The sequence below is a fragment of the Psychroflexus longus genome, from assembly GCF_020164595.1.
GTDB classification, from domain to species: domain Bacteria; phylum Bacteroidota; class Bacteroidia; order Flavobacteriales; family Flavobacteriaceae; genus Psychroflexus; species Psychroflexus longus.
This window is the reverse complement of record NZ_JAIQZE010000002.1, coordinates 182,248-202,701: the sequence shown is the minus strand read 5'-3', so window position 1 is coordinate 202,701 and position 20,454 is coordinate 182,248. Positions and strand designations below refer to the sequence as shown.

At 37.4% G+C, this 20,454-nt stretch carries 17 protein-coding genes; 10 read left to right on the top strand and 7 right to left on the bottom strand.

The window, feature by feature from the left end; genetic code table 11:
- Positions 1-85 precede the first annotated feature (85 nt).
- The 4 genes from LB452_RS03610 to LB452_RS03595 are packed head-to-tail and all read left to right on the top strand — an operon-like array spanning position 86 to position 7,708.
- Positions 86-4,000 carry an efflux RND transporter permease subunit gene (locus tag LB452_RS03610; RefSeq protein ID WP_224460356.1) on the top strand — a complete coding sequence of 1,305 codons (3,915 nt, stop codon included), beginning with the start codon at positions 86-88 and terminating at the stop codon, positions 3,998-4,000.
- Between the two features lie 18 nt (positions 4,001-4,018).
- The gene (locus LB452_RS03605) at positions 4,019-5,278 is read left to right on the top strand and encodes a TolC family protein (RefSeq protein WP_224460355.1); all 1,260 of its coding nucleotides are present in this window, start codon (positions 4,019-4,021) and stop codon (positions 5,276-5,278) included.
- A complete protein-coding gene (locus tag LB452_RS03600) occupies positions 5,275-6,966 on the top strand; it encodes an efflux RND transporter periplasmic adaptor subunit (protein ID WP_224460354.1) in 1,692 nt (563 codons plus the stop codon). The genes LB452_RS03605 and LB452_RS03600 overlap by 4 nt, the downstream gene beginning before the upstream one ends.
- A gap of 28 nt (positions 6,967-6,994) precedes the next feature.
- Positions 6,995-7,708, top strand: a complete 714-nt coding sequence (locus tag LB452_RS03595) for a heavy metal translocating P-type ATPase (RefSeq protein ID WP_224460353.1) — start codon at positions 6,995-6,997, stop codon at positions 7,706-7,708.
- On the opposite strand, the gene dinB is transcribed toward LB452_RS03595, so the two are convergent.
- The 3 genes from dinB to LB452_RS03580 all read right to left on the bottom strand — a co-directional run bounded on the left by dinB (position 7,705) and on the right by LB452_RS03580 (position 11,271).
- A complete protein-coding gene (gene dinB / locus LB452_RS03590) occupies positions 7,705-8,808 on the bottom strand; it encodes a DNA polymerase IV (protein ID WP_224460352.1) in 1,104 nt (367 codons plus the stop codon). The genes LB452_RS03595 and dinB overlap by 4 nt on opposite strands.
- 91 nt (positions 8,809-8,899) lie before the next feature.
- Positions 8,900-10,558: an ABC transporter ATP-binding protein gene (locus LB452_RS03585; protein ID WP_224460351.1), complete on the bottom strand. Its 1,659-nt coding sequence runs from the start codon at positions 10,556-10,558 to the stop codon at positions 8,900-8,902.
- Positions 10,558-11,271: a 3'-5' exonuclease gene (locus LB452_RS03580; protein WP_224460350.1), complete on the bottom strand. Its 714-nt coding sequence runs from the start codon at positions 11,269-11,271 to the stop codon at positions 10,558-10,560. The genes LB452_RS03585 and LB452_RS03580 overlap by 1 nt, the downstream gene beginning before the upstream one ends.
- Before the next feature lie 285 nt (positions 11,272-11,556).
- Here LB452_RS03580 and LB452_RS03575 point away from each other — a divergent pair, with 285 nt between their 5' ends.
- From LB452_RS03575 to rimM, 6 genes are all read left to right on the top strand, one after another.
- On the top strand, positions 11,557-12,813 hold the full coding sequence (locus LB452_RS03575; protein ID WP_224460349.1) for a M23 family metallopeptidase: 1,257 nt from the start codon (positions 11,557-11,559) through the stop codon (positions 12,811-12,813).
- A 22-nt stretch (positions 12,814-12,835) separates the two neighbouring features.
- Positions 12,836-13,372 (top strand): hypothetical protein, encoded by a 537-nt coding sequence (locus LB452_RS03570; RefSeq protein ID WP_224460348.1) that lies wholly within the window; start codon positions 12,836-12,838, stop codon positions 13,370-13,372.
- 2 nt (positions 13,373-13,374) lie between these two features.
- Positions 13,375-13,887: a DUF6705 family protein gene (locus LB452_RS03565; RefSeq protein ID WP_224460347.1), complete on the top strand. Its 513-nt coding sequence runs from the start codon at positions 13,375-13,377 to the stop codon at positions 13,885-13,887.
- A 273-nt stretch (positions 13,888-14,160) separates the two neighbouring features.
- Positions 14,161-14,721 (top strand): hypothetical protein, encoded by a 561-nt coding sequence (locus LB452_RS03560; protein ID WP_224460346.1) that lies wholly within the window; start codon positions 14,161-14,163, stop codon positions 14,719-14,721.
- Positions 14,722-14,841: 120 nt separating this feature from the next.
- On the top strand, positions 14,842-15,411 hold the full coding sequence (locus LB452_RS03555) for a 30S ribosomal protein S16 (RefSeq protein WP_224460345.1): 570 nt from the start codon (positions 14,842-14,844) through the stop codon (positions 15,409-15,411).
- Positions 15,412-15,424: 13 nt separating this feature from the next.
- Entirely contained in the window at positions 15,425-15,955 is a 531-nt protein-coding gene (gene rimM, locus LB452_RS03550; protein WP_224460344.1) for a ribosome maturation factor RimM, read from the top strand.
- A gap of 48 nt (positions 15,956-16,003) precedes the next feature.
- Here the strand turns inward: rimM and rodA are convergent, their stop codons facing one another.
- Genes rodA through mreC form a run of 4 tightly spaced genes read right to left on the bottom strand, consistent with a single transcriptional unit; the run spans position 16,004 to position 20,450 of the window.
- Positions 16,004-17,254, bottom strand: a complete 1,251-nt coding sequence (gene rodA / locus LB452_RS03545; protein WP_224460343.1) for a rod shape-determining protein RodA — start codon at positions 17,252-17,254, stop codon at positions 16,004-16,006.
- Positions 17,255-17,256: 2 nt separating this feature from the next.
- A complete protein-coding gene (gene mrdA / locus LB452_RS03540; RefSeq protein ID WP_224460342.1) occupies positions 17,257-19,125 on the bottom strand; it encodes a penicillin-binding protein 2 in 1,869 nt (622 codons plus the stop codon).
- Positions 19,122-19,625 carry a rod shape-determining protein MreD gene (locus LB452_RS03535; protein WP_224460341.1) on the bottom strand — a complete coding sequence of 168 codons (504 nt, stop codon included), beginning with the start codon at positions 19,623-19,625 and terminating at the stop codon, positions 19,122-19,124. Before LB452_RS03535 ends, mrdA begins: the two co-directional genes overlap by 4 nt.
- A complete protein-coding gene (gene mreC / locus LB452_RS03530; protein WP_224460340.1) occupies positions 19,626-20,450 on the bottom strand; it encodes a rod shape-determining protein MreC in 825 nt (274 codons plus the stop codon).
- Between the last annotated feature and the right edge of the window lie 4 nt (positions 20,451-20,454).

The window sequence follows — 20,454 nt, the reverse complement described above, 5'->3', positions numbered from 1 at the left end:
TTTAAAACTTACCGCATTGATTTTTACTGAATCACATTCAGAATAGAGATCAAAATTCGTGTATATGTTTTAATATCAAATTCTCATGTTAAATAAGATTATCAACTTTTTTCTGAACCAGCGATTGGTTTCGTTTATTCTACTAGCAGCCATCATCATCGGTGGTTTAATGGTATCCCCTTTTCAATGGGCAGATTCTTTTTTGCACAAAAATCCAATTCCTGTAGATGCGATTCCCAATACAGGTGCCAATCAACAAATCGTATTTACCGAATGGCCTGGTCGATCGCCACAAGACATCGATGACCAAATTACTTATCCGTTAACGACTTATCTATTAGGTTTGCCAGGGGTGGAGTCAGTGAGAAGCAATTCTATGTTTGGGTTTTCCAGCATTTATATCATTTTTGAAGATGATGTCGAATTTTACTGGTCGCGTTCTCGTATTCTCGAAAAACTCAGTTCCATTCCTCAAGGCTTGTTGCCCGCTGAAGCCAAACCCACACTAGGTCCAGATGCTACGGCACTTGGGCAAGTGTTTTGGTACACGCTTGAACCCAGAGATGAAGACAACGAACCCACAGGCGGCTGGAATTTAGATGAAATCAGAAGTGTTCAGGACTTTTATGTGAAATACGGACTGAGCAGTGCCAAAGGTATTTCTGAAGTGGCTTCCATTGGTGGATTTGTGAAGGAATATCAAATTGACGTCAATCCCGATGCGTTGAAATCCTACGGTATTTCATTGATGCAAGTCGCCAAAGCTGTGAAAGAAAGCAATCGAGATGTTGGTGCCAAAACTTTGGAGATTAATCAAGTGGAATACATTGTTCGTGGACTTGGCTATTTGGAAAATCTAGAAGATTTTGAATCTATAGTGGTTGATGAAAACAACAATGTGCCGATTTATCTTAAAGATGTGGCCCAAATTAAAACTGGTCCAGCCCAAAGACGTGGCATTCTCGATAAAGCTGGCGCTGATGTGGTTGGCGGTGTGGTCGTGGCTCGCGATGGCTTCAATCCAATGGAAGCCATCACCAATATCAAAGAGAAAATTGAAGAAATTTCTCCTGGCTTACCCAGTAAAACTTTAGCCGATGGCACTGAAAGTCAACTTAAAATTGTGCCGTTTTATGACCGTTCTGAGCTTATCAATGAAACCATCGGCACGCTGGAAGAAGCCATTAGTCTGCAATTGATTATCGCGCTTTTGGTCGTCATCATCATTGTATTCAATTTGAGAGCTTCTTTGGTGATTTCGGCGGTGTTGCCAATTTCGGTTCTACTGGTGTTTATCGCCATGAAATTCTTCAACATACAAGCCAATATTGTGGCTTTATCAGGAATCGCTATTGCCATAGGAACCATGATTGATTTGGCCATTATACTTTCTGAAAATGTGTTGAAAAAATTGGAAGACTCCCCAAAAGATTCACTCGTAAAAAATATTTATGAAGGTTCTGCTGAAGTCAGTTCAGCGATTTTGACGGCGGTCTTAACGACCGTCATCAGTTTTGTCCCTGTTTTTGCTTTAGAAGCAGCGGAAGGTAAATTGTTTATTCCGCTCGCATATACAAAAACCTTTGCACTGATTGCGGCGTTTTTAGTTACCGTCTTAATTTTACCAACACTGATGTATGCTGTGTTTAGGATAAAAATCAACAAGCAAAAATCGGCGTATTACCTTAATGCGTTTCTGCTCGTCATAGGACTTTGGACGATTTTTAATGCCTTCTGGTTGGGCTTGTTTATCTTGATTTATGCAATCTGTTATTTCTTGACTTACCAAACTTACAATGCAAAATTTCGATTCAAAAACCTGCATTTTCATGTCTTGATTGTTGGTGTTTTAGTATTGCTCACGAATTTCTGGCTACCGCTTGGGCCACAACAATCCATGTTATCCAACATCATTTTTGTAGCGATTTTAGTTGGTATTCTGTTAGCATTTTATCTTTTGCTGCAAAACTACTACGCTCAGATTTTAGAATTTTTCTTAAACCACGTCAAAGCCTTTTTGATCCTTCCATTGCTTTCTATCTTGATTGGATTGATGATTTGGCTTGGCTTTTCCAGTGTTTTCTATTGGTCAAAACAAGCGTCCAATGCTGTTGGTTTTGCAATAGAAAACACAAGAATTTGGAATGCTTTGGATGAAACTTTCCCAGGCATCGGTAAGGAATTTATGCCAAGTCTGGCAGAAGGTAGTTTTATCCTGATGCCCACCAGCATGACACATTCTGGCATCGAATTCAATAAAGAAAAATTGCAGCAAATGGATATGCTGGTGAAGCAAATTCCCGAAGTTGAAACCGTGGTCGGAAAATTAGGCCGCGTAGAGTCAGCTATTGATCCCGCGCCGATTTCGATGTTTGAAAATTTGATTACTTATAAGCCTGAATTTATATTAGATGAAGTCGGAAAACGACAGGCTTTCAAAGTTAATAGCAATGGACTTTTTAACGTGGAGGGCTTAAAAGTTCAAAATAATCAGGTGCAAATTACTTACAATACTGACGATGTCATTTGGTTTGATAACGCTGAATTTGTATTTCAGAATGCATCTGACGAAATTCTTTCAGACCAAATACAATCTAAATTATTCTATGAAATTGACAATAATTTCAAAGCTTTTCTGGTAGAAGATGAAGACGGTAAGTACTTTAGAAACTGGAGAAAGCACATTCAGTCGCCAGACGATATTTGGGATGAAATCTCCAAAGCAACTAAGATTCCAGGCATTACTTCTGCTCCCAAATTGCAACCAATAGAAACCCGACAAGTCATGCTGCAAACCGGTATGCGTGCACCAATGGGCATCAAAGTGTCTGGACCAGATTTGCAAACTATTGAAGATTTTGGGCAAAAACTAGAAGGAATTTTAAAACAAGTCGATGAGGTCAAAACGCAAGCTGTGTTTGCTGATCGTGTGGTGGCCAAACCTTATCTGCATTTAAATCTAAACAGAAAAAATCTTGCCCGCTACGGATTAAACATCAATGATGTTCAGGAGTATATTTCAGTAGCGATTGGTGGACAGCCTTTAACTCAAACAGTAGAAGGTCGAGAGCGATACAACGTGCGTGTTCGCTATCCACGGGAGCTTAGAAACACTCCTGGAGCCATAGAAAATATTCTGATTTCCACAGGTTCCGGCACTCAAATTCCGCTTGGGGAATTGGTGGATATCGAATACGAGCGCGGTCCGCAGATGATCAAACGAGAAGAAACCTTTCTCAATTCTTATGTCTTGTTCGACCGTGCTGATGGCAAAGCGGAAGTTACTGCTGTGGAAGCGGCCAGAGATGCGATTTTAACTGAAATTGACAGCGGTAACCTGAAAGTTCCAAGTGGTGTTAGTTACAGGTTTGCTGGAAGTTTTGAAAACCAAGTCCGTTCCGAAAAGCGTTTGTCCATGATTATACCTATGGTGATGGTCGTGATTTTCTTGATTTTGTATTTTCAATTTAAGTCGGTGCGCATCAGTACAATGGTGTTTTCGTCTATCGCTTTAGCCTTTAGCGGTGGATTTATCATGATCTGGCTCTACGGTCAGGATTGGTTTTTAAATTTCAATCTGTTTGGAGAAAATCTACGGGATATCTTCCAAATTAAAACGATCAATTTGAGTGTTGCCGTTTGGGTGGGATTTATTGCGCTTTTTGGTATTGCTACCGATGATGCCGTCTTAATGGCTACCTATTTAAGGCAATCGTTTAAAAATAATACAACCAAAACCAAAGCGGAACTCAGAGAAGCGGTCATGGAAGGCGGTTTAAAACGAATTCGGCCTGCAGTGATGACTTCGGTAACAACAATTATTGCGCTTTTACCGGTCTTATCCTCTACAGGAAAAGGCTCCGACATTATGGTGCCGATGGCGATTCCAGCTTTTGGCGGGATGCTGATGGCAAGTATAACCTACTTCTTGCTACCGATTTTATTTTACATAGTGTATAGCAGAGCTTTAAAAAACACAGATGAAATTGATCTCAACTGAATTTAATTCAACAAGAAAATGATTAAACATATATACATAAACTTAAATAAGTTACTGACTAAATTTATTTTAGCTGTATGCCTGCTTTGCTTTACTGCCAACGCACAGGATTTGGGTACCTTGAAGGTGAAAGCGGCTGAACATAATTTAGACTTAAAAGCTCAATTTAAAGCTTTTGAAGCTCAGCTTGAAAATGTGACTCAAGCCAAATCCTGGCAAGACCCCAACTTGAGTTTTGGCTATTTTATCAGTCCGATTGAAACTCGAGTTGGTCCGCAAATTGCCAGATTTTCTCTAACACAAATGTTACCATGGTTTGGGACTTATAAAGCCAAAGGCGACATTGCTTCTTATAGAGCTGAAGCTGAATTCGAAAAATTTCAAGATCAAAAATTGAAGTTATATCTCGATGTCGCTGAGAAGTATTACGATCTTTCTGCTTTACGATATATCGCTGAACTTGAAGCTGAGCAACTTCAGATTTTAAGAGATTTGAAATCCATTGTGGAGTCAAATTACGAAAATAACAAAGCGAATTTGGTGGATATTTTACGAGTAGAACTTCTAATTGACAAACAGTCGAGTGTAATTCAGGTGTTGAAAGACCAAGACCAAGCTTTGGTCACTCAATTGAATCAGTTGATGAATCGGCAGTTGAAAACCCCCGTTTTAATTTCAGATCCGAAACAAATTCTAGAGCAAAAAGAAGTTGTGGAAACGGATTCTATTTCCAAGAATCACCCACGACTGGAAGCCATCAGAAATCTACAAGAATCCAACAAAGCAGAAAGTGTATTGGCTAAAAAACAAGCCATGCCACAATTTGGTTTAGGCTTGGATTATGCCATCATTCAAGACCGAAATGCAATGAATGCAGATGCTGGTCGGGATGCGATTATGCCTATGCTATCGGTGAGTTTACCCATTTTTGGAAAGAAAAATAAATCCAGAAAAAAACAAGCTTCACTTCAAGGCGAGTCGCTTCAATTTCAGCTGGAAAATGAAGAAACACGCTTGGAAACTGAAATTCAAGTCGCTCAATACAAACAAGATGAATTGTACAGTCTTTTAGATTTATATGATAAACAACTTTTGAGTTTAAAAGACATTTTACAACTTTCAGAAGTTGCTTTAGCTAATGCGACCATGCAGATTGAAGAAGTTTTACGCTTGCAAGAAGAGCGTCTGCTTTATCAAAAACAACGGACTTTAACCTTGGCAAATCTTCAAAAAATAAACGAAACTTTAAGTTACCTCACATCAAATTCAGCATTATGAAAACACAATATAAATATTATTTAGGCTTTTTGATCACCTTCATCATAGGCATTTTTTTAGGCATTACTTTATTTTCTTCCGAATCTGAAAAAGAAGAACATGAGCATTCACAAGAGCAAGGGGAAGCTTCTGTTTGGACTTGCTCCATGCATCCTCAAATTCGTAGTGATGAACCTGGCGATTGCCCTATTTGCGGAATGGAATTGATTCCCGCCAACCAAATGGAAGATGATGTTGACCCAGATGCCATCAAAATGAGCAAAACAGCGCGTAAGTTGGCTCAGGTAGAAACCATGACCGTTGGAAAAGAAGACCAAAAAACGAGTATGAATTTTTCTGGTCGTTTGGAAATCAATCAAGATGAAACGCGATCTATATCGGCAAATTTCAATGCAAGAATAGAACGACTTTATGTGAATGAAGAAGGCGAGCAGGTAAATAGAGGACAGGTCATTGCTGAATTGTATGCGCCAGAAATACAAGTCTTGAAGGAAGAATTGGAGTTAGCTACTCGACAAGAAAATGAAGTTCTTCTGAATAGCATCACTAGAAAAATTGAAAATTTTGGTTTGACGGTGAATGACGTTAAATCCTTAAGTGAAGCAAGATTGAAACTAAGAGCTCCGAGAACGGGAGTGGTTACAAACTTACAAGTGAAGCAAGGTGATAATTTAAAAGCTGATCAAAACCTAATGGGAATTGCAGATTTATCCACGCTGTGGGCGATTGTAGATGTGTATGAAAGTGATTTAAATCGAATTAAGGAAGGTGATGAACTCAAAATAAATATTCCCAATCAAGAAAATGTAACGGGGAAAGTTGATTTCGTTTCACCTATTCTGAATTCCACTTCACGATCTGGAAAAGCACGAGTGATTATTAAAAATCCAAATCAAAATTTGAAACCAGGCGTTTTTATAACGGCAGAATTGAAAAGTTCAAAATCAGAATCAACTCAAAATCAAGCTTTGATGGTTCCAAAATCAGCAGTGCTTTGGACAGGAAAACGCTCAGTTGTTTACCAGCAATTAGAAAATGAAAACGGAGTGTATTTCAAAATGAAAGAAGTAGAAACAGGAAGTTCTTCGTCAGATTTTATTGAAATCCTTTCAGGAATTGAAGCAGGAGATGAAATCGTAACTCGTGGCGCTTTCAGCATAGATTCTGAAGCGCAATTGTCTGACAAACCCAGCATGATGAATCCTGAAGGCGGTCCTTCGTCGTCTGCTCACAATCATGGTGATATGAACATGAGTAACGCATCTTCAGAATCAAAAGTCAATAGTTCTTCTGAAACTATTTCAGAAAAAACAGATGTGGTGAAAACGCTAATTAATGATTATGCTGAATTAAAAGACGCGCTGGTTCAAGATGATTTTGAAACCTCAAAACAAAAGTACAAGCAAGTGAATTCATCACTTTCAAAACTGAATAGCAACACCTTTAAAGGTGCTAATAAGGTGAAAGATATCGATGAACTTAGAGAGATATTCATTAGACTTTCAGAAAAAGTGATTGCGATTGCAAAAACTTCAAATCCAACCGAAAGCGCAATTTATATTCAGAAATGCCCGATGGCAAATCAGAACGAAGGAGCGACTTGGCTGAGTTTTTCCAAAGAAATTAAAAATCCATATTATGGCGCCTCAATGTTGAAGTGTGGGAGTGTCATAGATTCTATACAATGACTAACTTTGTATTATTTAAAATTAAATAATGACACATACTTATAAAGTTTCAGGGATGACCTGCCAGCACTGCAGGGCAAGTGTAGAAGATAGCATTAAAAAGTTAGATAATGTCAAATCCGTAAGCGTCGACTTGGAAGCTGAAGAAGCCGAGATTGATATGGAACAGCATGTTGATGTGGAAACCCTTCAAAGTGCGATTTCAAGCAAATATTCGATCTCTCAAAAATCTGATTTTGTCGATAAATCCGGAGAAAATATCCAGGACCAATCTAAAGCGCAGCAACTGTTTCCTCTATTTATGATATTTGCTTATATCACAGGAGCTTCTATTTTATTGAACTTTAGAGATTGGGAGCTTAGCAGTTTTATGTTTGACTTTATGGGCTTATTCTATATCGTGTTCAGTTTCTTTAAATTTCTGGATTATACAGGATTTCCGGAATCATTTAGAATGTACGACCCGTTAGCTAAAGTTCTGCCAGCTTACGGATGGGTGTATCCATTTATCGAAACCGCTCTCGGACTCATGTTTCTAATGCGATTTGAAATTGATATTGCTTTGGTGGCAACTATTGTTATTCTGGGAATAACGACGATTGGAGTTACACGATCCTTATTTTCCAAGAAAGTCATCAAATGCGCTTGTTTAGGAACAGCTTTAAATTTACCCATGACTGAAGCGACCTTTATTGAAAATACCATCATGCTGGTGATGGCGGTGTGGATGTTGCTTTTCTAAAATGGCAGTTTCAATTGTTCTTCTTTAGGAAGTGAATCAGTTTTGATGGGTTTTGATTGTTCGGTGTTGAGGTTTGAAAGTGAAATCCCTAACAACCGTATGGAGTCTTTGATAGGCTCCTGATACAGCAAAGCTTTGGTTTCTTCCATGATTAAGGCTTTGGAAGCGATAAACAGCTTCAGGGTCTTACTACGGGTTTGGATGCTGAAATCGCTGTACTTCAACTTTAAGGTGATGGTTTTTCCCGCAACTTTGCTGTTTTGAAGGCGGCGTTCCACCTCTTCGGCGATATCTTCCAGCTTTTCCAGCATATAAATTTCTGATGAAATATTTTCAGAAAAGGTGCGCTCTGCTCCCAAGGATTTCCGAATTCGGGTAGGCTTGACCTCACTCAGATGAATCCCTCGAACCACATTGTAATAATGCAGTCCGCTTTTGCTAAAATGCGCTTGCAGATAGTCAAGCGATTTAAGCTTTAAGTCAGCGCCAGTAAAAATACCCAGTCGATACATCTTATCCTGTGTGACTTTTCCAACCCCATAAAATTTCCGGATGTCCAGTTTTTCAAGAAAATCGATTACCTTTTCTGGTGGAATGGTTTTTTGTCCGTTGGGTTTGTTGATGTCACTGGCAATTTTGGCGATAAATTTATTGATAGAGATACCGGCAGACGCATTAAGTCCTGTTTTAGCTTTGATTTTTTCACGAATTTCTCTGGCTAAAACTGTAGCACTAGGAAAATCAAATTTATTCACAGTCACGTCCAAATAGGCCTCGTCCAAAGAAAGTGGCTCGACTAAATCGGTGTATTCAAAAAAGATTTTGCGAATCTGCTGAGAGATGTCTTTGTAACGTTCAAACCGGGGTCTAACGAAAATCAAATGTGGACAAAGTCTAGCCGCTTGTCTGCCACTCATCGCACTTTTTACTCCGAACTTTCTGGCTTCGTAGCTCGCAGCGGCAACCACACCACGTTTGGAACTTCCACCAACCGCAAGGGCTTTTCCTTCCAAACTCGGATCATCCAGTTGTTCTACGGAAGCGTAAAAGGCATCCATATCGACGTGAATAATCTTGCGTAAATGTTCGTTGAAATCCATTGTCAAAAATACGCAAAGTAGCAGGTAAATACTACTTTGTGGTTCTATATCATCACGGAGACACAAAGGCCACGGAGGAATTTTATTTTAGTTATATTCCCTTAGGAATCGCTTCTATAAGTTGTTGAGTGTAGGCTTTTTCTGGATGGGCATACACAGCATCAGCCTCGCCATGTTCTACGATTTTGCCATGGTGCATCACCAAAAGTTGATCTGCCATATACTTGACAACAGCCAAATCGTGAGAAATAAAAATATAAGTAAACCCAAAATCAGATTTGAGTTCGTTGAGCAAATTCAGCACCTGCGCTTGCACCGAAATATCCAAAGCCGATACCGATTCATCACAAATAATCAATTTGGGTTCTACAGCGATGGTTCTAGCGATGCCGATACGTTGACGCTGACCGCCACTAAACTCATGTGGATATCGGTCAAAATGGGCGCTAGACAAGCCCACTCGTTCCAGAAGTTCGATGGTTTTTTGCCGTCTCGATTCAGCATTTCCATACAAACCATGCACTTTCATGGGTTCCATGATAGCTTTACCAACTGAAAGTCGTGGACTTAAACTCGAAAACGGATCCTGAAATATCAGCTGAATGTCCTTTCTGAGTTGACGCAAAGCTTCGCCTTTAAGCTTGGTTATGGACTTGCCTTGGTACAAAATATCACCTGCAGTCGGGTCATCGAGCCTAAGAATGGCATTGCCTAGAGTGGATTTCCCACAACCAGATTCACCAACCAAACCCAATGTCTCGCCCTCATAAATTTTGAAACTCACATCGTCTACAGCATTTACCTTTTCAATTTTTGAGAACCAACCCGCATTGGAAATAAAGGTTTTCTTCACGTTTTTTACTTCAAGTAAAGGAGGTTTGGAGTAAATCTTTTCATGTCTTTTTTTCCTTTCTTCTGAAGTTTCTATTGCAGAGTTTGGAACCTCCTGCATATAATCTTTTACTGTAGGTAAGACTTTAAGACGGTGTTTTGTGGAAGGTTTTGAAGCTAAAAGAGCCTTGGTATATTGGTGTTTGGCGTTTTTGAAAATAGTTACGACATCACCCTGTTCAACAATTTCGCCTTTGTACATCACCGCCACCCGATCTGCCAATTCAGAAACCAAGGCCAAATCATGAGAAATGAACAAAATACTCATCTCCGTTTCTTGTTGTAAAGACTTTAAAAGCTTTAAAATCTCTTTTTGAACGGTAACGTCAAGTGCTGTGGTAGGTTCGTCTGCAATCAAGATTTTGGGTTTGCAGGCAATCGCCATAGCAATCATGACGCGTTGTTTTTGCCCACCGCTGATTTGGTGGGGGTAACTTTTGAAAATAGCTTCGGGTCTGGGTAATTTTACCTTTTCAAAAAGGCTTAAGACTTCCTGTTTTACTTTTTTTTTGGAAAACTTCTTATGCCGAATCAACACTTCTTCCACTTGCGCTCCGCAGCGCATCGACGGATTCAGCGAGCTCATGGGTTCCTGAAAAATCATCGAAATAGCGTTGCCTCGAATCTTTTGAAATTGAGAATCAGTGTAATGAGTTAACTCTCGATCTTGAAATAAAATTGATCCTGTCACTTTAGCTTTTGGTCCGAGCAATCCTAAAATAGACAAAGTCGACACGGACTTCCCGGAACCAGATTCACCAACAATGCCAAGGATCTGATTGGGTTGCAAATCAAAACTAATGTTTTTGATAACGTGTTCTTCTCCAAAATGTATGTTGAGGTTATTGACTTTAAGCATTATACAGAGATAAGTTCGTGATCTTCCAAGAGGTCTTCTTGGCGAAGTTTTAAAATAACTTGTGCCACTGCAATAACGTCTTTTTCGCAGTAGGTCACAATCCTGTCGATGTCTTTTTCTTTGTAATACACATCCCTTACCTGGCTGCCGTCGATGTCATCTTTTGGCGACGGGATGTTGAATAGTTCCGTAAGCAATTTTAAAGAGGTGTAGTGTTTATAGTCCCCAAACTTCCATAATTCTAAGGTGTCCAGATGCGGGATTTCCCAGGGCTTTTTTCCAAAAAACTGAAGTTTCTCTGGAAGAGAAATCCCATGAATCAGCATGCGTCTGGCGATGTAGGGAAAGTCAAATTCCTTAGCATTATGACCACACATGAGGTGATGTGGCAAGCCAAAATAATCTTCAATTAGAATTTTGAAACGCTTCAATAAATCCTCTTCCTCACCAAAAAAGCTGGTGGTTCTGAATTTTCTTTCGTCCCCTTTAAAATTAAAATACCCGACTGAAATGCATACAATTTTTCCAAATTCTGCCCAGATGCCAGCCCGATTGTAAAACTCTTCAGCGGTAAATTCTTCTTTGCGCTGGTATTGCGTTTTGTCGGCATATAGTTTTTGTTTCACTGGCGTTAAGTCTTCAAATGCCTCCTGTTCTGGAACGGTTTCAATGTCCAGAAATAGTATGTGTTCTAGGTTGAGTTTGTGTAGCATATTCGGGATGTGTTTTCAGTCTAACTAAGTTAGGGAATTTTTGAAGATTTATTAGAATAGAGATAGTTGAACTCAAAATTTACGGTTTTCCCGCAACAGAAGTAAGGTTGAACCGTAATCTTTTTATGTCATAAAGTTTTAGTATTGCTTTGTTAATAAGCTACAAAATGATCACACACACAGCGAAAGGATAGTTTCTACAACTGGCTAAAGCTGACTTATGGGTTGACTTAGTTACTTTTTTTTCCTAAAAAAAAAAGAATAACTAACAAAAACCCATAATAAATGAAAACAAAATTAATACAACTGTTTCTTGTTCTCTTCTGTTTGGCATTAAGCTTGAATTGTGAGAAAGAAGATCAATTTATTAGAAGCGAGGAGTCAATAAAAACAGTATCACTAGACCAAGCTTTAGATATTATGAAGCAAACTCAACAAGATATTTTAGCTAAATCTAATGCCAACTTCATCACCTCCATTTCGGAGGAGGTAAATTATGAAGACCTCACCAACACAGATGAAGAGCTTGCCGTAATTCCTGTCACCACCCAATATTCTAAGTTGAATAGCAGATTGGTTTTATTGACTATTGATGGTAAGGTACAAAGCGCAGTAGTAAGTTTAAACCCTTTTGAAAACTCTACACCCTCTAGTTTTTCAGGAGAACTGTTAATTACTGCTATGGAAGGAACTTTTCAAAAAGCATTTAGAATTGAAGAAAACGTTTTTGTGTCAGAGTATGTAAATAATAATTCTAAATCTAAAGAATCTAATAAATTAGAAAATCATAACACACCTAAAGATACACGTGGCAGTTGCAGATGTGTATTCTCAGTTTGTGATTATTGTCAATTAGAAGAAGTAGTCATTGTTGTAGAATCTACACCTCCTCGAATACCAACCCCTTATATCTCCATTACCCATATGTACAATACAGACGGGAGCGGTGGTAAAACTTCTGCAAACGAGTGGGATCTTGGCGGCAGTGGTTCTGGATATACTGATAATACCCCAGAGCCAGATCCTGAAGTGGATAAGCCTTGCCCTGGCGATCCAGTGCCTAATCCAGAGATTGCACCTCAAAAAGGGGTTTCAGGTTTTGAAGGCGGAAGATATGGCTGTACAAGAACTGGTGGCGTTTGTGATAATAGCCAAGAAGGTAAAGACCATGGCGGTACAGATGTTTTAAATGATTACGGTGAACCCGTTTATGCTATGTTTGATGGTGTTGCAACAGCTGTTCAAAAGTATTTTGCAAAAGGGGCAGGATGGATATCTTATCAAACGGCTACAGTTAACGGTCAGCAGATAAGTATTCAATATTTTCATTTGCAAGAAAACAATAGAGTTTCAGGATCAATAAGTGCTGGAGATATTATTGGTTATCAAGGAGACTCTGGTAATTTAGCTGGTGCAATAGCTAAAGGTAGTGTAGTTTCACATGTACATGTGAAAATAAAAGATGCTAATAGTAATACATTGGATCCTGAAGACTTTTTCGGAACTAATCCGACATCATCAACGAACAGCAACTGTAATTAATAAAAATATAAATTTCAGAATTATGAAAAAAATAATGTATTTAATGATTGTATTTATATCAATCGTCAACTGTAAAGCTCAAGAAGGCTACCATAGCTTAACTTCTTCTGAATATGCTAATGTAAAATTCCAAGGTGTGCCTTTTGAAGCCATCAAAGCTACCAATGGAAATGTACAGGCTATGAAAGACTTATTTCCATTATCAACCAACAGATCTCATCCCGATTCTTTTACTCTTGATGAATTTGGAAGTGAAATAGGTGAACCCCAACGTTATTTCTATTTTAATAGTGGGCTTAAAATATTTTTTGGTCTAGGGGGGCCAAGTGAACCAGCAGAGATTGGAAGACTAGAATCGCCAGATATTACTGTTTTGGGGCATCATTTAGAAATTGGTGATTCTATTGATGTTTTAGGGAATGATATCGAATTTAACATTAATAGAGACGGCTCTAAGTCTATATTATTTATTAAGAACAATGGAACCTGTTGCCCTATTGTGATCGACTTGGATGAAAATATGAATATCACAGATATTTATTATCTGATTTTTGCATAAAAATGAAAAATATAATTTTCTTATTAGCAATAGCTTTGAATATTAGCTGTATTACAGCACAAGAAGTAACTTTAAAAAAAGGAAGAAAAATTGAAAATGTTAAAAGAGGAACATACTACAAGACTGATAAGGCCTTATTAAACAAATACCTCGGGATTTGGTCAATGACTATAAATAACAAGACATTCAAATTTAAAATTTCAAAAAAGAAAACTGAAGTAGATGGTATTTATATCGATAGGATAGCTGGAAAATACTATTATGATGGAAAAACAGATATCTACAAAAATGATTCAGTATATGAATGTAGTGCAATGGAATATGGCCTGGATGTTTTAGAAAAAGGTTCTTTAAGATTTAGGTTTTGGGATTATGACTATAAGAAATATGGAAAACTTGAATTTAAGTTACTTCAAGATAATAAAGCCTCCTTTAAATTAAGAGAATCTTATAACCCTGACAATGATATAAAAGGCTTTTCTATCCCCACAGAGATGATATTGACCAGAAATTAATAAAATGCAATTGCACATCAAATAACAGGGAAAGCTAGATACAGTCTTTCTCTGTTTTTTTATTTTCTAAACTGTTTTTGAATTGATATAGAATGAAAACACTAATTTTTATAGTAGCACTAGCACTTAATATAAGCTGTGTAACGGCTCAAGAAGTAACATTAGAGAAAGGAACTGAATGTGATTAAGTATTATCTGACTTTATTGATTTTTCTTATGGTAAGTCAGTTGATTTACAGTCAATCTACTTTAAATGGGAAATATAGCAACTTGATGCCATATCAAGAGCATTACAATTATTTTGAATTTTCTGATAATGGAACATTTGAATACCACGTGGGTGCTGATTTAGGAGATGATGAATTTGGTAAAGGTCATTATCAAATAAAAAATGATTCCTTGATATTAAATTATGACTTAACAGAGTTGAAAACCAAGAGTTTTCATAAGTTTAAAACATATGTTAATGATTCTGATTCCATAAAACTTTATGTTAGAGTTTTTAGCCATAGTGAGAAAGTTCGTTCCAATGTTTCCGTATTTAATTTAAAAAATAGATATGGAGAAGCAACAGAAAAGAACGGTCTGGCTCGTTTAGCTTTCAAAAAACAAGCAGGGAACAAAACAATTGAAGTTTCAGATTTATGTTGTGGTAGTCACTCTTTTGAGATTGATACAAAATTAAATTATGAAATTGAAGTTTACTTAGCTGAGGGTCTCAATAAACCTAAGGCAATAAAAGATCAAATTGAGAAGTATGAAATTCTAAAGCTGAATAAAAATGAGTTAAAACTTAAAAAAGGAGAGCAGATTGTTTTATTTAAAAAAAGATAAGTAAACTTTTAAATATAAAGTAATTATCTTAAACCCAAACCTCTGTATTTCAAAAAATAAACTTATTTTTGCACCTCATTATTAATAACGGGAGTCGGGAACTCCAAAATTTAATTTTTTATGCCAGTTAAAATAAGATTACAAAGACACGGAAAGAAAGGAAAACCTTTTTTCTGGATTGTCGCTGCAGATGTTCGTTCAAAAAGAGATGGTAAATACCTTGAGAAATTAGGCATTTACAATCCTGTAACCCAGCCTGCTACTATTGAACTAGATGTCGATTCATCTGTGAAATGGTTAAGAAACGGAGCACAACCAACTGACACTGCAAGACGTATTTTATCTTACAAAGGCGCTATGATGAAAAAACACCTACTTGCTGGTGTTGACAAAGGAGCGTTGACAGAAGAAGAAGCAGAGAAGAAATTCCAGGCTTGGTTGACTGAAAAAGAGGATAAAATAATGACTTCTGCTGAAAAAACAGCGAAAGCTAAAGAAGCAGAGAAGCAAAAAGCATTGGAAGCGGAAAGAGAAGTGAGTGCTAAGCGTGAAGCCGAAGCTAAAGCTGCTCAAGAAGAGGAAGAAGCAAAAGTAAAAGCAGAATCAGAAGCTAAAGCAGCTGCGGAAGAGGAAGCAGAAGCTCCTGCTGATGAGGACTCTTCTGAAGAAGAAACTAAAAAAGAGGACTAAAAATCTTATTGCGATGACAAAAGACCAGTGTTTTTATTTAGGTCACATCGTGAGTAAGTTTAGTTTTAAAGGGGAGTTGCAAATCAAACTCGATACCGACGAACCTGAACTCTATGAAAACCTGGAATCAATTTTTGTGGATTACCGCAATAAATTGATTCCTTTTTTTATTGAAAAATCCAACCTCCAAAAAAGTAATCTCCTTCGCGTGAAACTTGAGGAAGTAGATGAAGAAGCAGATGCAGACGACTTACTCAAAAGGGACGTTTACTTACCCTTATCCCAATTGCCAAAACTGGGAGAAAACCAATTCTATTACCACGAAGTTATCGATTACAAAGCCGTTGATGAGACTCATGGAGAAATTGGCAACATCAAGTTTGTGAACGATCAAACCCTACAGGCGCTTTTCTTTATAGACTTCAATGGAAAAGAAATCATTATTCCTGTGAATGATCGGTTTATCCAAAAGGTAGACAAGGAAAACCAGACGATCTACTTCAAAACTCCTGAAGGCTTAATCGATATGTATCTGGAAGATTAGTTGACCTAAGCATTTCTTTATCTTGTCATAAACAAAATTGTCCTTTTTTTAATTCAAGCTTTTCCGCTTAGCGTCCAGTTTTAGGAATATGATTACAAGGATCAAAAATCCCCATAAGCCTGAGCCTCCGTAACTAAAAAACGGCAATGGAATCCCCACTGTAGGGAACAAGCCGATCACCATGGCAACGTTCACAAAAAAGTGTACAAAAATAACTGACATCACCGAATAGCCGTAAACTCTACTAAACTGACTTTTTTGGCGTTCGGCAAGATGAAATAATCTTAAAATAAGTAGCGTAAATAAAATAACCACAATACTGGTTCCCATAAAGCCCCATTCTTCTCCTACGGTGCTAAAGATATAATCTGTATGCTGCTCAGGTACAAATCGACCTTGCGTTTGCGAACCTTTTAGCCAGCCTTTTCCTGTCCATCCTCCACTACCAATTGCGACTTCACTTTGATAAAGATTGAATGCAGAGCCTTTGATATCATTGGTCTCACCAATAAGCACATCAAACCTATCCTTTTGGTGAGGAAGCAAAACAGAATTCAGAATAAAATTTACTGAATAGGAGAATCCAATTCCGAATAATGATATCAATGCGTACTTCCAGAGTTTTGGCTTATTCTTTTTATTGAACAGATATACGATGATGATTAAAACACCAAAAATGGGTGCAAATAGAGTAAAACCAAATTTAAGTGTAAGAATGAAAATGGCTGCAGTGAGAAAACCAATGCTTATGTAAAAGTGTGGAAGACCTTCCCTGTAGAGTGGAATTAAAAATGCTAAATAAATAAGAGCGCTACCCGCATCAGGTTGAAGCATAATGAGTGCCAGAGGAATTCCAATGATTGTGAAAGCTATGAGCTGCGATTTAAACCGTGACAAGTCATTGTCTAAATCACTGATATACTTTGCCAAAGCTAAAGCAACTGCTACTTTCACAAATTCAGCAGGCTGAATACTGAAGGAGCCAAAAGAGTACCAAGCCGTTTGTCCAGCGATGGTCTTCCCGAAAGCGAAAAGGCCTAAAAGAGATAAAACAGCAAAAAGATAAATGACATTGGCGAACCTTTCAAAGAATTTGCTTTCCAGGGCTAAGATGACAATACCTATTAAAGCCCCTAAGAATATCCATAACAGCTGCTTACCATATATCTTGGAAAGATCCAAGATGCTTTCATCAGGGCTTACAAAAGTGGTAGAATAAATATTTCCCCAACCAAAACCAATAAGAATCGCAATGATAAGAATCGTAAGCCAGTCAATTTGCAGTAAAGTTTTGGGCATTTTTACTGGTTAATTTTAAAAGGTTCACCAGAATAAGGTTTAGCATACTCTTCTTCAAGAGTATTACTCAAAATCCATCTTTCCAAATCTGTCCTTTCGATTTCGTCCTTAAGATATTTTTCAATCATTAAACTTGAAATTCGACCAGCATAACGGGAACCCCAGTAACCGTTCTCTACAAAAACAGCTAAGGCAATTTTAGGATCATCCTTGGGAGCAAAAGCTATAAAAATAGAATGGTCTGTGAGCTGAACTCTTTCCCCATCAATTTTAGTGTAATTTTCTGAAGTACCTGTTTTTCCACAAACTTCAATACCCGGAACTCTAAGAAACTTTGCAGTACCATAATTGAAAACATCGTGCATCCCTTGTATTATAGGATTAAAATGTTCCTTATCGATGGTTGTAACTTGTTTAGTAGTATATTTTTCTTCCTTTATGGATTCGTCGTCTATTTTTTTAATGATATGAGGTCTATAGAACCAGCCCTTGTTGGCAATAGCAGCTGTGGCGTTTGCCAATTGAATTGGCGTGGTAAGGACTTCCCCTTGACCTATAGCATTTGATAAGGTTGCACTTGCATACCATTGGTATGTTGGATATCTGTACGCTCTATTATAATAGTCGGAATCTGGCAATAATCCTGCTCTACCAACGGGTAAATCGTAACCTAAATAATCACCTAAGCCAAAACTTGCCATATGGCCACGCCAGACGTCTATGCCCTTTTGGGGAGTATTATATTTTTCAATAGTTCTTCTGTAAATTTGAGCAAAATAGGAATTACAAGAATGCGCGATGCCAGTAACCATTTGAACAGGACTTGGGTGGTTATGACATCCCATCCTTACTCCTCTAGCATAGGAATATCCTCCATTGCACCTGAAATTTTCTTCCAAATCTACAACACTTTCCTGTAGAGCTACTAAACCAGTAAGCGCTTTGAAGGGCGAGCCTGGAGCATAAATAGCTTGTAATGCTCTGTTGTATAACGGCTTTTGTATGGTGTCGTAATACAGCTCTGTAAAATTTCTGGACCGTTTCCTTCCTACCAATAAGTCCGGATCGTAAGAAGGGGCCGTGACCAAACTCAAAATTTCCCCAGTGCTAGGTTCTATAACTACGATCCCACCGCGCTTTCCTTTCATCAACTTTTCACCGTAAGCCTGAAGTTTCGCATCTATAGTCAAATGTAAATCACTTCCTTTTTTAGAAACAGTATCAAATTTACCTTCTTTAAAGGGTTTGATGTTTTTATTATGAATATCTCTGAGGTAGTGTTTTACTCCCCTTTCTCCTCTTAAGACTTCTTCGTATTGTTCTTCAACACCCTGTTTTCCTTTGAGGTCACCAGATTGGTAATAAGATTTTTCTGAAATTTCTCCCTGACCAACTTCTGCTATATAGCCTAAAATGTTGGCGCTATGCTCCACATTATAATCTCTTAAAGATCTTTTCTGAATATAAAACCCCTGGTATTTATGCATACGCTCCTGCAAGTAAGCATATTCCTTTTTTGTGAGTTGAGGTGTGATGACTGATGCTAACCTTGGAGAGTAACGCCAGGCTCTTTCAAGTTGAGTTTTAAGTCGATCGGGAGTTAGTTTCAATAAGCTTGCTAGCTCTAAAGTGTCGAATTCTTTGACTTCAAGTGGAACTGCCATGACATCATAGGCAGGTTGGTTGCCCACCATCAATTCTCCATTTCTATCGTAGATATAACCTCGCTGAGGATAATCATAAACTTTCCTTACAGAAATGTTTGTTGAAACTTCATCATAACTATCATCCATTATTTGTAGATAAAATAGTCTAATCAAGAAAAGGAAGGCTGTAAAACTGACTAGAATGATGGGGAGTAACTTTCTCATTTACTGGTTTTTCGAATTAAATTCAAAGTGATTAATATTAATATAACACTGAAAATCGAAGAATAAACAATCTTTTCAAACAGATATAATAAATGATTAACACTAAAAATCTCCAATGAAAAAAGGATTGTATGATGCAACAACACCATTAAACTTACATAAACAAATCGAGATCTGAAGGGTGCATCATAAAACTTTAAGGTTTGATAATCATAACTTAAGCCAAATGCATTTCTAAGAAATAAAGGTCTTAAGTAAGCTATAACTAAAGTTGCTGCCGTATGAATTCCTCCGCTATCTTCAAAAAAATCTAAGCAAATGCCCAAAGCAAAAGCTAAAAACAGCTTTTGGATAGAGTTGATATTGAAAGGTAGTAAAATGATGAGTAAAGGGTAGATATAAGGATTGACGTAACCGAATATTTCAAAATGATTCAAAATTAAGACCTGAACAAGAATAAGTAGGACAAACCTTATGCTATTTATGAAATAAATTTTCATCTACGGCTGTTCAGGATTTAATAATTTGTAAGCTTCTTCTTTTCTCGTGTTCTCGATGACATAAACATGTTTTAAATTTGTCATGTCATTGAACAATTTCACTGAAATATTATAATAACCCACATTCTCGTCCAACTCATACTCGCTTATAATTCCGATTGGAACATTTTCAGGAAAAATGAGAGAACGACCACCAGTAGTTATGGTATCTCCAACTTTAACGGGTGCAGATCTGGGAACATCTACTAAGCTCAAAATATTTGGATCCTTTCCATCCCAAGTCAAAGTTCCAAAATGATTTGTTTTTTTTAGTTGAGCGTTTATAGATGTATTAGTATTCAAAATTGAAATCACTCTCGAAAACTCCTTACTTACATCTTCTATTATCCCTACAATGCCTTTGCTGGAGATAACTCCTAGGTCTTCTTTGATGCTATCTTTTACTCCACCTTTGATGAGAAGGAAGTTATCTATCTTGTCGTAATAATTGGAAATTACAGTCGACTTTTGGATTCTGTATAAGGTATCTGTGATAAAGTCTAATTGAGATTCTAAAGTATCTTCAGAAGGAGAAAGGTTTAATAATTTTTTTCTCAAGGCTTCATTTTCTTCAGCAAGAATTTCATTTTGAGTTTTTAAACCAAAATATTGTGAAATACCTTCTGAAGTTTCTAAAACATTTCCAGTAACAAAATTTGCAGAGGAAACCACCTTGCTATTGTGGTAGGTGTGCGCTTTGAAGGTTAACCCAAGCGCTATTGTCATAAGAATGATAAACACCAAACCTGTCTTATTTTTAATAAGAAATAAAATGATTTGCTGCATAGCT

Excerpts from the sequence above, each read along its gene's own strand:
- LB452_RS03600 (WP_224460354.1), top strand. The coding sequence starts at position 5,275 with ATGAAAACACAATATAAATATTATTTAGGCTTTTTGATCACCTTCATC.
- LB452_RS03610 (WP_224460356.1), top strand. The coding sequence starts at position 86 with ATGTTAAATAAGATTATCAACTTTTTTCTGAACCAGCGATTGGTTTCG.
- rodA (WP_224460343.1), bottom strand. The coding sequence starts at position 17,254 with ATGCCCAAAACTTTACTGCAAATTGACTGGCTTACGATTCTTATCATT.
- LB452_RS03560 (WP_224460346.1), top strand. The coding sequence starts at position 14,161 with ATGCCATATCAAGAGCATTACAATTATTTTGAATTTTCTGATAATGGA.
- mreC (WP_224460340.1), bottom strand. The coding sequence starts at position 20,450 with ATGCAGCAAATCATTTTATTTCTTATTAAAAATAAGACAGGTTTGGTG.
- LB452_RS03565 (WP_224460347.1), top strand. The coding sequence starts at position 13,375 with ATGAAAAATATAATTTTCTTATTAGCAATAGCTTTGAATATTAGCTGT.
- LB452_RS03605 (WP_224460355.1), top strand. The coding sequence starts at position 4,019 with ATGATTAAACATATATACATAAACTTAAATAAGTTACTGACTAAATTT.
- LB452_RS03595 (WP_224460353.1), top strand. The coding sequence starts at position 6,995 with ATGACACATACTTATAAAGTTTCAGGGATGACCTGCCAGCACTGCAGG.
- mrdA (WP_224460342.1), bottom strand. The coding sequence starts at position 19,125 with ATGAGAAAGTTACTCCCCATCATTCTAGTCAGTTTTACAGCCTTCCTT.
- dinB (WP_224460352.1), bottom strand. The coding sequence starts at position 8,808 with ATGGATTTCAACGAACATTTACGCAAGATTATTCACGTCGATATGGAT.
- LB452_RS03555 (WP_224460345.1), top strand. The coding sequence starts at position 14,842 with ATGCCAGTTAAAATAAGATTACAAAGACACGGAAAGAAAGGAAAACCT.
- LB452_RS03570 (WP_224460348.1), top strand. The coding sequence starts at position 12,836 with ATGAAAAAAATAATGTATTTAATGATTGTATTTATATCAATCGTCAAC.
- LB452_RS03535 (WP_224460341.1), bottom strand. The coding sequence starts at position 19,625 with ATGAAAATTTATTTCATAAATAGCATAAGGTTTGTCCTACTTATTCTT.
- LB452_RS03580 (WP_224460350.1), bottom strand. The coding sequence starts at position 11,271 with ATGCTACACAAACTCAACCTAGAACACATACTATTTCTGGACATTGAA.
- LB452_RS03575 (WP_224460349.1), top strand. The coding sequence starts at position 11,557 with ATGAAAACAAAATTAATACAACTGTTTCTTGTTCTCTTCTGTTTGGCA.
- LB452_RS03585 (WP_224460351.1), bottom strand. The coding sequence starts at position 10,558 with ATGCTTAAAGTCAATAACCTCAACATACATTTTGGAGAAGAACACGTT.
- rimM (WP_224460344.1), top strand. The coding sequence starts at position 15,425 with ATGACAAAAGACCAGTGTTTTTATTTAGGTCACATCGTGAGTAAGTTT.